At 66.3% G+C, this 12,601-nt stretch carries 14 protein-coding genes and 1 tRNA gene; 13 read left to right on the top strand and 2 right to left on the bottom strand.

What is annotated here, in order from left to right; genetic code table 11:
* Window positions 1-101 precede the first annotated feature (101 nt).
* The 11 genes from F620_RS0109395 to F620_RS0109345 all read left to right on the top strand — a co-directional run bounded on the left by F620_RS0109395 (window position 102) and on the right by F620_RS0109345 (window position 9,370).
* Window positions 102-911 carry a motility protein A gene (locus F620_RS0109395; protein ID WP_018869315.1) on the top strand — a complete coding sequence of 270 codons (810 nt, stop codon included), beginning with the start codon at window positions 102-104 and terminating at the stop codon, window positions 909-911.
* Complete coding sequence (locus tag F620_RS0109390; RefSeq protein WP_081621760.1) at window positions 912-1,757, top strand: flagellar motor protein MotB; 846 nt, start codon at window positions 912-914, stop codon at window positions 1,755-1,757. It abuts the gene before it with no gap.
* 156 nt (window positions 1,758-1,913) lie between these two features.
* A complete protein-coding gene (gene thrS, locus F620_RS0109385) occupies window positions 1,914-3,836 on the top strand; it encodes a threonine--tRNA ligase (protein ID WP_019570360.1) in 1,923 nt (640 codons plus the stop codon).
* Window positions 3,837-3,851: 15 nt separating this feature from the next.
* On the top strand, window positions 3,852-4,373 hold the full coding sequence (gene infC / locus F620_RS0109380; RefSeq protein ID WP_081621759.1) for a translation initiation factor IF-3: 522 nt from the start codon (window positions 3,852-3,854) through the stop codon (window positions 4,371-4,373).
* A 100-nt stretch (window positions 4,374-4,473) separates the two neighbouring features.
* Complete coding sequence (gene rpmI / locus F620_RS0109375; protein ID WP_018869319.1) at window positions 4,474-4,674, top strand: 50S ribosomal protein L35; 201 nt, start codon at window positions 4,474-4,476, stop codon at window positions 4,672-4,674.
* A gap of 20 nt (window positions 4,675-4,694) precedes the next feature.
* Window positions 4,695-5,054: a 50S ribosomal protein L20 gene (gene rplT, locus F620_RS0109370; protein WP_018869320.1), complete on the top strand. Its 360-nt coding sequence runs from the start codon at window positions 4,695-4,697 to the stop codon at window positions 5,052-5,054.
* 131 nt (window positions 5,055-5,185) lie between these two features.
* The gene (gene pheS / locus F620_RS0109365; protein WP_019590254.1) at window positions 5,186-6,214 is read left to right on the top strand and encodes a phenylalanine--tRNA ligase subunit alpha; all 1,029 of its coding nucleotides are present in this window, start codon (window positions 5,186-5,188) and stop codon (window positions 6,212-6,214) included.
* Window positions 6,214-8,580 carry a phenylalanine--tRNA ligase subunit beta gene (gene pheT / locus F620_RS0109360; RefSeq protein ID WP_019570358.1) on the top strand — a complete coding sequence of 789 codons (2,367 nt, stop codon included), beginning with the start codon at window positions 6,214-6,216 and terminating at the stop codon, window positions 8,578-8,580. Before pheS ends, pheT begins: the two co-directional genes overlap by 1 nt.
* Before the next feature lie 3 nt (window positions 8,581-8,583).
* The gene (locus F620_RS0109355) at window positions 8,584-8,883 is read left to right on the top strand and encodes an integration host factor subunit alpha (protein ID WP_024329755.1); all 300 of its coding nucleotides are present in this window, start codon (window positions 8,584-8,586) and stop codon (window positions 8,881-8,883) included.
* A complete protein-coding gene (locus F620_RS0109350; RefSeq protein WP_019021987.1) occupies window positions 8,867-9,223 on the top strand; it encodes a MerR family transcriptional regulator in 357 nt (118 codons plus the stop codon). Before F620_RS0109355 ends, F620_RS0109350 begins: the two co-directional genes overlap by 17 nt.
* A gap of 70 nt (window positions 9,224-9,293) precedes the next feature.
* Window positions 9,294-9,370, top strand: a tRNA-Pro gene (locus tag F620_RS0109345).
* A 97-nt stretch (window positions 9,371-9,467) separates the two neighbouring features.
* Here the strand turns inward: F620_RS0109345 and F620_RS0109340 are convergent.
* Window positions 9,468-9,968 carry a DsrE family protein gene (locus F620_RS0109340; protein ID WP_018869325.1) on the bottom strand — a complete coding sequence of 167 codons (501 nt, stop codon included), beginning with the start codon at window positions 9,966-9,968 and terminating at the stop codon, window positions 9,468-9,470.
* Window positions 9,969-10,047: 79 nt separating this feature from the next.
* On the bottom strand, window positions 10,048-11,262 hold the full coding sequence (gene sohB / locus F620_RS0109335) for a protease SohB (RefSeq protein WP_019570357.1): 1,215 nt from the start codon (window positions 11,260-11,262) through the stop codon (window positions 10,048-10,050).
* Window positions 11,263-11,321: 59 nt separating this feature from the next.
* On the opposite strand from sohB, the gene F620_RS0109330 reads away from it, so the two are divergent.
* The gene (locus F620_RS0109330) at window positions 11,322-11,702 is read left to right on the top strand and encodes a hypothetical protein (RefSeq protein ID WP_231373885.1); all 381 of its coding nucleotides are present in this window, start codon (window positions 11,322-11,324) and stop codon (window positions 11,700-11,702) included.
* Window positions 11,690-12,598: a LysR family transcriptional regulator gene (locus tag F620_RS0109325; protein ID WP_019570355.1), complete on the top strand. Its 909-nt coding sequence runs from the start codon at window positions 11,690-11,692 to the stop codon at window positions 12,596-12,598. Before F620_RS0109330 ends, F620_RS0109325 begins: the two co-directional genes overlap by 13 nt.
* Window positions 12,599-12,601: the final 3 nt, after the last annotated feature.

Below are 12,601 nucleotides of genomic sequence, written 5' to 3'. Positions count from 1 at the left end.
CGCGATTGTGACACAGCCGCGACCCGTGCGGCCGCGCACGGGTCGAGCGCATATATTAGGATGACGCCATTCCATCCAGGTCTTTTTCTGCGGAGTCCCACTTGGACAAGGCAACTCTTTTCGGCGTGGTGCTGGGGCTGGCGGTGATCTTCGGCGCCATTGTCCTGAGCGGTCAGGCGGCGGATTTCTGGCATCTTCCGGCGGTGCTGATCGTGTTTGGCGGCACCATGGCCGCCACGTTCATCAAGTTCCCCTTCCGCCACGTGATGAGCTCGTTCCGCGTGGCGGTGAAGACCCTCTATCACCAGGAGGATGACCCCCGTGCCCTGATCGAGCGCACCAAGGAACTGGCGCAGGTCGCGCGCAAGAAGGGGCTGCTGGCACTGGAGGACGAGGAGACCCCCAACGAGTTCTACGCCAAGGCCCTGCAGCTGTCGGTGGACGGTTTCGAGCCCGAGCGTATCCAGCACGTGCTGCGCGAGGATCTGGAGCTGTCGCTGGAGCGTCACGAGACCGGACAGAAGGTGTTCCGGTCCATCGGCGAGCAGGCGCCCGCCTTCGGCATGATCGGAACCCTGGTCGGGCTGGTGCAGATGCTGGGCAACCTGGAGAGCCCGGAAGCGGTCGGCCCCGGCATGGCGGTGGCTCTTCTGACAACGCTTTACGGCGCGATCTTCGCGCAGCTTGTGGCCCTGCCCATCGCGGACAATCTGGAAATGCGGGCGCGCTCCGAGCACATCACCCGGAACCTGATCGTGGATGCGGTCAACTGCATCCACCAGGGCTTCAATTCGCGCATGATCGAGGAGATGCTGCTCCCGTACCTGCCCAGCAAGCAGCGCGAGAAGGCGGCCGAGGAGCTCGAAAAGCAGGGACAGGCCGAGGGGCAGCCTCAGGGTTCGTCTTCGTAGATGGCCGTGCGCAGGAGCAAGAAAGGCGAGGGCGGCGCACCGCGCTGGATGACCACCTTCGCCGATCTGATGGCGGTGCTGGTGGTGTTCTTCGTGATGCTTTACGCGTTTTCCACCATCGACGCGGAGAAGTACGAGCAGATGGCCGATTCGCTGCGCGAGGTGCTGGGCTCCACCGAGGTGCAGGAGGAAGTGCCCGCCATTCCGGAGCCGACCGTCATCGACCTCGAAGGCCGCTCGCCGGAGCCGCGCACCGTCGAGGAGCCGGAACCCGAACCGGAATACCGCGAGCAGGACGAGATCACCGAGGCCCTGCGCGAGGCCCTGCAGGACGAGCTCGAGCAGGGGCTGATCGACATGGCGGAAGACGACGCCGGTATCCTGCTGCGCTTCGAGGAGCAGGCCGCCTTCGAGATCGGGGAAAAGGATCTGAACGTGGACTTCGTGCCGGTGCTGGAACGGGTGGCCGAAGTGCTGGCCGAGACCCCGGGCCAGATCGTGATTGCCGGGCATACCGACGACTTGCCGATCCGCAGCGAACGTTTCCGTTCCAACTGGGATCTGTCCACCGCGCGGGCGGTCTCGGTGGTGCACGTGATGGAGGACACCGGGGTGGAGCCGGCCCGCATGCGTGCCACCGGCCATGCGGATACCCGCCCGCTGCGCCCGAACGTGGATGCCGAAAGCCGCGCCCGCAACCGGCGGGTGGACGTGCTGCTGATGGACGCCGACGACGCCGATCCGGGCGGGGGGTCGACCGACATCATCGAGGGAGACACGGGGACGAATGGGCCGGTGCCGCTGGATGAGGCCGTGCCCGAAGCCGACGGAACGGCGGGCGAGTAGTCGCGGCGCAGGGGCGCCGCCCTGCCGTCGGCACGGGATTCGTGTCGGGGCGGGCAGGGTTCGTGATAACCTTTGAATGAAGGTTATCCGAATTCATTTCATTTTCTGAATCAGCGACGTTCGACCCCGCGTATGGGTCGGCGAAGGAGTTTCGCAATGCCTGCAGTATCCCTCCCCGACGGCAGCCGCCGCGAGTTCGATCAACCCGTCACCATCATGGACGTGGCGAAGGATATCGGCACCGGCCTGGCGAAGGCGGCCGTCGCCGGCAAGGTGAATGGCGAACTGGTGGACGTGCGCCACGAGATCGACGACGACGCCGAGGTCGCGATCGTCACCGACCGCGATCCGGAAGGCGTGGAGATCATCCGCCACTCCACCGCGCATCTGATGGCGCAGGCGGTCAAGGAACTCTTTCCCGATGCCCAGGTGACCATCGGCCCGACCATCGAGAACGGGTTCTACTACGACTTCGCGTATGACCGCGGCTTCACGCCGGAAGATCTGGAAAAGATCGAGAAGCGCATGAAGGAGCTGGCGAAGCAGGATCTGCCGGTGGAGCGCTCGACCATGGACCGCGACGAAGCGGTGGAGTACTTCCGCAACATGGGTGAGGAGTACAAGGCCGAGATCATCGAATCCATCCCGCGGGGCGAGACCATCTCGCTGTACCGTCAGGGCGATTTCATCGACCTGTGCCGGGGCCCGCACATCCCGTCCACCGGCAAGCTGAAGGCCTTCAAGCTGACCAGCGTGGCCGGGGCGTACTGGCGCGGCGATTCCGACAACGAGATGCTGCAGCGCATCTATGGCACCGCGTGGCCGAACAAGCAGCAGCTGGAAGAGCATCTTCATCGCCTGAAAGAGGCGGAACGCCGCGACCATCGCAAGATCGGCGCGGAGCTGGACCTGTTCTCCATCCAGGACGAGGCCGGCGGCGGTCTGGTGTTCTGGCACCCGAAGGGCGCGCGCATCCGCCGCGAGATCGAGAACTTCTGGTACGAGATGCACGAGAAGGCCGGCTACGACTTCGTCGTGTCGCCGCATATCGCCAACCTGGAGCTGTGGCACACCTCCGGCCACGCCGAGTTCTATGCCGACTCGATGTACGAGCCGATGCAGGACGAGCATCAGGCGTTCCAGCTCAAGCCGATGAACTGCCCGTTCCATGTGCTGATGTACAAGGACCGGCTGCATTCCTATCGCGATCTGCCGATCCGCTGGGGCGAGATGGGTACGGTGTACCGCCGCGAGATGTCCGGGGCGCTGCACGGCCTGATGCGCGTGCGCGGCTTCACCCAGGACGACGCCCACATCTTCTGCCGCGAGGACCAGATCGAGGACGAGGTGATGGGCGTGATCGACCTCACCCTGGAGACCCTGCGGACCTTCGGCTTCGAGGATTTCGACGTGAATCTGTCGACCCGGCCGGATGACGCCGTGGGATCCGACGAGATCTGGGATCACGCGACCCGGGCCCTGCGCGGCGCGATCGAGAAGAAGGGGCTGGAATACACCCTGGATGAAGGCGGTGGCGCCTTTTACGGACCAAAGATCGATATCAAGATCCACGACGCGATCGGCCGCCAGTGGCAGTGCTCCACCATTCAGCTCGACTTCAATCTGCCCGAGCGTTTCGACATGGAGTACGTCGCCGAGGACAATGAGCGGCGCCGGCCGATCATGATCCATCGCGCCCTGCTGGGATCGGTGGAACGCTTCTTCGGCGTGCTGATCGAGCACTACGCCGGGCATTTCCCGACCTGGCTGGCCCCGGTGCAGGCATCGGTGCTGACCATTACCGAACGCCAGGATGATTACGCCCGGGACGTGGCGCGGCGGCTGCGCGAGCAGGGCTTTCGCGTCGAGCCCGACTTGAGAAACGAAAAGATCGGCTTTAAGATCCGCGAGCACACGCTTAAGCGCGTGCCGTACCTGCTGGTGCTCGGAGACCGGGAGATGGAAGAGGGCAAGGTCGCGGTTCGTACCCGCGACGGCGAAGACCTCGGTACCATGTCCCTGGATGAACTGAGCGAACGCCTCGGGAAAGAGGTGACCAGCCGGGGCACCGGAACCTGAACTGGAGAAAAGGCCATTAGCGCAGCGAAAACCGTTCGCCTGAACGATCAGATTACGAGTTCGAAAATCCGGCTGATCGACGCCGAAGGCGAGAACCGGGGGATCACCACCAGCGAAGAGGCCCTCGACATGGCCCGCGACTCGGGGCTGGACCTGGTGGAGATCTCGCCGAACGCCGAACCGCCGGTCTGCCGGATCATGGATTACGGCAAGTACAAGTTCGAACAGTCGAAAAAGGCGCAGGAAGCCAGGAAGAAGCAGAAGCAGATCCAGATCAAGGAAGTGAAGTTCCGTCCCGGGACGGACGAGGGCGACTACAACGTCAAGCTGCGCAATCTGCGGCGCTTCCTGGAGAATGGTGACAAGGCCAAGGTCACCATCCGTTTTCGCGGGCGCGAGATGCGCCACCAGGAGCTGGGTAATCAGCTCCTGGACAAGATCGAGCAGGACGTGACCGACATCGCGGTGGTGGAGCAGCGCCCCAAGATGGAAGGACGTCAGATGATCATGGTGATGTCGCCCCGCAAGAAGCAGTAGGGCCGACATCGACAAGGGGCGGCGGGTCTCCGCATACCTGATCGCCCTTTTCACAAACGACCGGCCCTGCGGGGAACCGGTCCAAATGCCGGAGCAGAAAATGCCGAAGATCAAGACCAACCGGGGTGCGGCCAAGCGCTTCACCCGTACGGGGTCGGGAAAGTACAAGCGGTTCCAGTCGCACCGCAGCCACATCCTGACCAAGAAGTCCACCAAGCGTAAGCGTCACCTGCGCAGCCCGGCGATGGTGCACGAGGCCGACACGGCCGCCGTGCGCAAGATGCTGCCCAACCATCGTTGAACTGACCGAGGAATCGAGACATGCCACGAGTCAAGCGCGGTGTAACCGCTCACGCCCGTCACAAGAAGGTCCTCAAGCAGGCGAAGGGGTACTACGGGGCACGCAAGAACGTCTATCGCGTTGCCAACCAGGCGGTCATCAAGGCCGGCCAGTACGCCTATCGTGACCGTCGCCAGAAAAAGCGCGACTTCCGTTCGCTGTGGATCGTCCGCATCAACGCCGCTGCGCGGCAGTTCGACCTGTCCTACAGCCGCTTCATGAGCGGGCTGAAGAAGGCCGGCATCGAGATCGACCGCAAGTCGCTGGCCGATCTGGCGGTGCACGATCTGACCGCATTCGGCAAGCTGGCCGAACAGGCGAAAGCCGCCCAGGCGGCCTGAGATCCCGCAGGATCACCGCCGTCCCGGCCCTCCGCGCGAGGAGGGGATGGCCGGCAATCCCGGATCATGCGGGAATCCCGAAAGGGGAGGGTTCAGGCCCTCCCTTTTTTGTTTGCAAAAGGGGATAGTACGTGGAGCAATTGCAGGAGCTGACCGACGAGGCGCTAGCGCGTGTCGAGGCCGCCACGGACCTCAAGGCGCTGGATGACGTTCGGGTCCATTATCTGGGCAAGAAGGGCGTGCTGACCGCCCAGCTCAAGGAGCTGGGACGGCTGCCGGCGGAAGAACGTCCGGCCGCGGGACAGGCGGTGAACGCGGCCAAGGAACGGGTGGCGGAGGCCATCGAGGCGCGCAGGACCGCGCTGGCCGAGGCCGAACGCGAGGCGCAGCTGGCGCGCGAACGGGTGGACGTAACCCTGCCGGGGCGACGGCCCGCGGGCGGGGCGCTGCACCCCATCACGTCGACCATCGAACGCATCGAGCATTTCTTCGCCGGGCTGGGATTCCGCGTGGCGGAGGGCCCGGAAGTGGAAGACGACACCCACAATTTCGAGGCCCTGAACATCCCGGCGCATCATCCGGCGCGGGCGATGCACGACACGTTCTACTTCGATGCCCACCGCGTGCTGCGTACGCATACCTCGCCGGTGCAGATTCGCGCGATGGAACAGCAGAAACCGCCGCTGCGGGCGATCGCGCCGGGGCGGGTCTACCGCTGCGATTCGGATCTGACCCACAGTCCGATGTTCCATCAGATCGAGGGGCTGTGCGTGGACGAGGACATCACCTTTGCCGATCTGCGCGGGGTCCTGGATGCGTTTCTGCGCGGCTTCTTCGAACGCGATGACCTGGCCACGCGCTTCCGGCCGTCGTATTTTCCCTTCACCGAGCCCTCGGCCGAGGTGGACATCCAGTGCGTGCACTGCGGCGGCGACGGTTGCCGCGTATGCAAGCACACCGGCTGGCTCGAGGTGATGGGCTGCGGGATGGTGCATCCCAACGTACTGGGCCATGTCGGGATCGACCCCGAGGAATACACCGGGTTCGCGTTCGGCCTGGGCGTGGAGCGCATGGCCATGCTGCGCCACGGCGTCAATGACCTCCGGCTGTTCTTCGACAACGACATCCGCTTCATCGGGCAATTCGGGCAGGCAGGCTAATGCGCATCAGTATCGAATGGCTGCAGGACTGGCTGCAGATCGACGAGACCCCGCAGGATCTCGGGCACCGGCTGACCATGGCCGGGCTGGAGCTGGACGCCATCGAGCCGGCGGCGCCGGCGTTCCACGGCGTGCGGGTTGGCCGCGTCACCGCGGTGGAGCCGCACCCGGACGCCGATCGCCTGCGGGTGTGTCAGGTGGAGGCGGGCGAGGCCGAACCGCTGAACATCGTCTGCGGCGCACCCAATGTCTATACGGGGATGGTGGCACCGGTCGCGATGATCGGGGCGGAGCTGCCGGGCGAGTTCCGCATCAAGCGCTCGAAGCTGCGTGGCGTGACCTCCGAAGGGATGCTCTGTTCCGCACGCGAGATCGGCCTGGCCGAGGACGCCGAGGGGCTGCTGGATCTGCCCGCGGACCTGGAAATCGGCAGCGACCTGCGCGCGGCGCTGGGTCTGGACGATCATGTGCTGGAGGTCGACCTGACACCCAATCGCGCGGACTGTCTGGGCATGCGCGGGATCGCCCGCGAGTGCTCGGCCCTGCTGGACCGGCCGCTGCAGGTCCGCCCGGCGCCCGCGGTGGAAGCGACGCTGGATCGACGCGAGCGCGTGACCGTCGATGATGCACAGGCCTGCCCGATCTACTCGGGACGGATCCTCGAGGGCCTGGATGCCCGGGCGCCCACGCCGCTGTGGATGTCCGAACGCCTGCGCCGGGCCGGCGTGCGCCCGCTCTCCGCGATTGTCGACGTGACCAACTACGTGATGCTGGAGCTGGGTCAGCCGCTGCATGCCTTCGATGCCGACCGTGCCGGCGAAGTGATTCGCGTGCGCCGGGGCGGCGAGGGCGAGTCCCTGACCCTGCTGGGCGGCGAGCAGACGGTCGAGCTGTCGCAACGGGATCTGGTGATCGCCGGAGAGACACAGCCGCTGGCGCTGGCCGGAATCATGGGTGGAGCGGCTTCGGCGGTGGATGACGAGACGACCCGGGTGGTCCTGGAATGTGCCCATTTCGCGCCGCGTGCGCTGGCGGGCCGGGCGCGCGAACACGGGCTGCATACCGATGCGTCGCATCGCTTCGAGCGGGGTGTGGACCCCACCCTGGTGCCGCGCGCGATGGAGCGGGCCACCGAGCTGTTGCTGGCGATCTGCGGCGGCGCCTGCGGGCCCGTGGAGACGGCCGGGGACATCCCGTCGACGCACGATGAACGGCCGATCACCCTCCGCGCCGGACGCATTGAGCGTCTGCTCGGGGTCGCCCTGGAGGACGGTGAGGTGGAGCGCATCCTGCGGGCGCTGGACTGCGTGGTGGAGCCCGGTGGCGACGGCACCTGGCGGGTGTTGGCTCCGCGTGCGCGCTTCGACCTGGAGCGCGAGGAAGACCTGATCGAGGAACTGGCGCGGGTGCACGGGTATGACCGTCTGCCGCGCACCCTGCCGGGCGCGGTGCCGCCGGTGACGCCGCCGGGTGGCCTGAAGGCGCTGCGGGAAGGCCTGACCCGGCGCGGGTTCCACGAAGTGATCAGTTTCAGCTTCATCGACCGCGAGGTCTCGCAGCGCTTCTATCCCGAGGTGGAGCCGCTGGCACTGGCCAACCCCATCGCCTCCGACATGAGCGTGATGCGCCCCGGCCTGTGGCCGGGGCTGGTGAGCACGGCCGCATGGAACACGGCCCGGCAGCAGTACGACCTGCGGCTGTTCGAACACGGCCTGCGCTTCGTGCCCGGGCCTTCCGGTCTGTCCCAGGAACCCCGGCTGGCCGGGCTGCTGACCGGACGAGCCATGCCCGAGCACTGGGAGACGGCATCCCGCGAGCTGGACTTCTTCGACGCGAAGGGCGAGGTGGAGACCCTTTGCGGCAACCTGGCGGAGCCGTTGCGTTTCCGCGCGGAAAAGCATCCCGCGCTGCACGATGGTCAGAGTGCCCGTGTGCTGGCCGGTGAACAGGCGATCGGATGGGTGGGCAAGCTGCATCCGTCACTGGCGGAGCGCTTCGACCTCGGGGCGCCGGTGTTCCTGTTCGACCTGGATGCACGGACCGTCAGTACCGACCCGGTAGCGCAGTTCCGGCCCTTGTCGGCTTATCCCTCGATCCGGCGGGATCTGGCCCTGGTCGTGCAGGAGGACGTGCCTGCCGGGGATCTGCTGGCGGCGATCGGCGAACTCGAGCTGGAGCTGCTGCGTGACGTCCGGCTGTTCGATGTCTACCAGGGCAAGGGCCTGAATCCGGACGAGAAGAGTCTGGCTCTGGGCTTGATTTTGCAGGCATTTGATCGCACGCTTGATGACTCCGATGTGACCGCCGTGACCGATGCGGTGGTGGCGCACCTCGAAAGCCGGTTCAATGCGACCCTGAGGCACTGATCGATGGCAGCTGTGACCAAGGCGGATCTGGCCGCCACGCTGAACGAGGAACTGGGCCTGAACAAACGTGAGGCCAAGGAATTCGTCGAAATGTTCTTCGAGGAGATGCGTCAGTCGCTGGAAGACGGCGAGGGTGTGAAACTCTCGGGGTTCGGCAATTTCGTACTGCGCGACAAGAACCAGCGCCCGGGGCGCAATCCCAAGACCGGCGAGGAGATCCCGGTCTCCGCGCGCCGGGTCGTGACCTTCCGCCCGGGCCAGAAACTGCGCGAACGGGTCGAGAGCTATGCTGGAAGCGAGTAACCACCAGGAGCTGCCGGCGATCCCTGGCAAGCGGTATTTCACCATCGGGGAAGTCGCCGAGCTGTGCCTGGTCAAGCCGCACGTGCTGCGTTACTGGGAGCAGGAGTTCCCGATGCTGGAGCCGGTCAAGCGGCGCGGCAACCGGCGGTACTACCAGCGTCAGGACGTCATCCTGATCCGCCAGATCCGCGCGCTGCTGTACGAAGAAGGCTATACCATCAGCGGCGCGCGGCAGAAGCTCTCCGGGGATGAGGCGCGCGAGGATCACCAGCAGGCCCGGCAGATCATCCAGGACACGATCCAGGAGCTGGAGTCGGTACTGAAGGTGCTGCGGAACTGAGCCATGCGGCGGCCACCCGGGATCGCCCCCCTTTCGCGATCGGCCGCACTCGATTACCATATGTCGCGTTCGGGGCGTAGCGCAGTCTGGTAGCGCATCTGCATGGGGTGCAGAGGGTCGCAGGTTCAAATCCTGCCGTCCCGACCAATACAGCCAAAAGGCCGCCGGGGTTTGCCCCGGCGGCCTTTTTTGTGTCCTCCGATCTGCAGTTTGGCCGCAGTCGGGAAGCCGGGTGCTCACTTGCTCACTGCATGTAGGAATACCCCTCCTGCTGCAGGTGGATGATCTCGGAGTCGGCCATGGGGACAATCTCCACGAACCCGTGCACGTCCTCGGGCTCGATGCCGCGCAGGGCGGCGGAGGCCTCGCACATGCGGATGTCGATGTTGCCGGCGCGGGTCAGGGACTCGGCGCGGCGCATCAGGTCACGGTGTTCATCGAACTGATCGCGGGTGAAGAAGGGCACCTCGCGGCCGTGCAGCACCAGCACGATATGCGAGTCGAACGGATCGGCCTCGTAGACGTTGTTGAGCATGCTGACGCGGTCGAGGACGAAATCCATCTCGTCCGCGGTATCCACGGCCACGTCATACACCACACGGGCCGGTTCGTACTCCTTCTGGTTGACCTCGGCGGAGCCCCAGGGCATGTCGTCCTGTGCCGGGGCGGTCAGCGGGGCGCCCAGCAGGAGTGCCCCGGCGACCAGGCTGGCGAGGGGACCGATACGGCTTGCATGTGCGGACATCACGTTCTCCCTTGCAATGTGGACTGGAGATACCACCAAGACGCATGGACGGGCCGGATCCATTCCGTCAGTGTGTCCGTCAGCGTGGCGGTTCGCCCGGCCCGCGGGCGTGTTCTTCGGGGCTGCGGGCGTGCAGTACGCGTTCCAGCAGTTGTTCGGCGGCCATGCCGACCCGTCGGCCGATCGGTTGCGCGCGGGTATAGGAGACCTCGAAGACCTCGGCTTCGCGTGCCAGTTTCATCAACAGGTCGTCGCTGGTGCCGATCTCGTCGGCCAGCCCGAGGGCGCGGGCCTGGTCCCCGTACCAGTGTTCGCCGGTGGCGACCCGGTCCAGTTCCAGCTGCGGGCGGTAGCGCTGCAGGAACTGCTTGAACAGTTCGTGGGTTTCGTCGAGGTGATCCTGGAACTTGCGCCGGGCGGCGTCGGTATTCTCGCCGAACACGGTCAGGGTGCGCTTGTAGTCCCCGGCGGTCAGCAGTTCGAAGTCGATGTCGTGGCGGTCGAGCCAGCGATGCAGGTTGGGGATCTGCGCCACCACCCCGATGGAGCCGAGGATGGCGAACGGGGCGGCGACGATGCGATGGCCGACCGCGGCCATCATGTAGCCGCCACTGGCGGCCACGCGGTCGACCACCACGGTGAGATCCAGCCCTGCCTCGCGCAGACGGCCGAGCTGCGAGGCGGCCAGCCCGTAGGACGGCACCATGCCACCGGGGCTCTCGAGGCACACCACGGCCTGGTCGCGGCCGGGCTCGGCCAGGGTGAGTACGGCGGTGATTTCTTCGCGCAGGTTGTCCACCGCCGACGCCCGAATGTCGCCCTGAAAGCGCAGCACGAACACCCGCGGCGCGGGGGCCTCTTCGTGTTCAAGTTCGATCACGGTGGGTGATTCGCTGACCGGCTTTCCGCCGGGTGCGGAAGAAGCGGACGGGTCGGCCGGCGATTCGGCGGTGTCGGCGTCGCTTTTCCCGGCGGATTCCGTCGACCCATCGGGGGTCCCGTTGCCCTGGCCGTTGCCATTGCCATTGCCATCAAAGGCGTGTCCGGGGTGGCGGCGCCGGCGCAGGCGGTCTCGCAGGCGCTGCAGGCGAGTGCGCGGGCCTTCCACCGCGCGGCGCACGGTCTTTTCCATGCGTGCATAGCGGTCGTTCAGGCGTTTGACGTTGAGCTGGTCGGGCCGGCGCTCGCGGCTGCGGGCAATCAGCCCGACAAAGGCGCTCATCAGGATCAGCACCGCCATGACGGCGGTGACGACCTTGGCGAAGAACAGTCCGTAATCCTGCAGCAGTTCCATGCGATTCCTCGGGGTCGGCGGGTGGTCGACGCATCGTCTGTGCGTGCCATAATGCCACCATGATTGCTTCTGACGCTTGGGACCCGCGCGCTCCGGGTCGTTTTCATGGTTGCGAGGATGCCGGCGGGCCGGAACCCGAGCCGGTGGTCTACCGCGATGTGCCGGTGCTGACGCTGCGTCAGGTCGACGAATGGAACGGCCAGCCCAAGGGCACGGCGTTCCGCATGTTCCGGGCCCGCGAGAGTGAGCTGGAAGAGGGGCGTGACTTCTTCCTGATCCGGCGGGGCGAGGAGCCCGAGCTTGCCGAGCAATGGCGTGCGGCCGGCACCATCTATCCGTCGACCGTGCACGTGGTCCTGCTGGGGACGCGGGCGGTGGAGCGCATGCGTGCGGAATGGCATGCGCGCACGCACAGCCCGGACTGCGGATGTCCCGGGTAACCCTCGAGCAGTGGCGCATGCTCAAGGCGGTGGTGGATGCGGGCGGTTTCGCCCGCGCCGCCGAGCGGGTGCACAAGAGCGCCTCCAGCGTGAATCACGCGGTGCAGAAGCTGGAGGAACAGCTGGGGGTCGAGGTCTTCGAGCTGCAGGGCCGCAAGGCGGAACTGACGCCGGCGGGCCATGCGCTGCTGCGGCGAGCCGAACACCTGCTCGAGGAGGCCGCGGATATCGAGGCCCTGGCCGGCGCGCTGGCCACCGGTGTGGAATCGGAACTGCACCTGGCGGTGGAGCAGATCATCCCCGCCGCGCGGGTCATCCACGCCCTGGAGGCGTTTTCGCGCGAACAGCCGGCGACCCGCATCCAGCTGCACGAGGTGGTGCTGGAGGACGGTCCGCAGCGCCTGGAGCAGGGGCGCGTGGACATGCTGCTGGCGCCCCAGGTGCCCTCGGATTTCCTGGCGCAGGAAATCGGGGAACAGACCATGGTTTGTGTCGCTCATCCGGGGCACCCGCTGGCGACCTCCGGCGCTCCCCTGACGCGTCGCAATCTGCGCCCGCACCGGCAGGTGGTGCTGCGCGATTCGGGCGCCCGTGGCAACGGTGAAGGCGGCTGGCTGGACGCCGATCAGCGCTGGACCGTGGGGCATGTGTCCACGGTGGTGGAGGTGCTGCGTTCCGGGGTCGGGTTTGCCTGGGTCCCGCTGGACCGGGTCGCCGCGGATCTGGACGCCGGGCGCCTGACGGAGCTGCCGCTGGAGGCGGGCGGGCGTGTGCGCGTCCCGTTCTATCTGACGCTAGCCGATGGTGACGCGGCCGGCATCGCCGGGCGGGCGCTGGCTGACGCGCTGCGCACGGCCTTTCAAACTTCGCCAACCTCGACCGGGATGGATCCATAACCC

The organism is Thioalkalivibrio sp. ALE11 (assembly GCF_000381205.1).
Classification (GTDB): Bacteria; Pseudomonadota; Gammaproteobacteria; order Ectothiorhodospirales; family Ectothiorhodospiraceae; genus Thioalkalivibrio.
The sequence above is the reverse complement of the archived record's forward strand: the minus strand, read 5'-3'. Positions and strand labels throughout refer to the sequence as shown.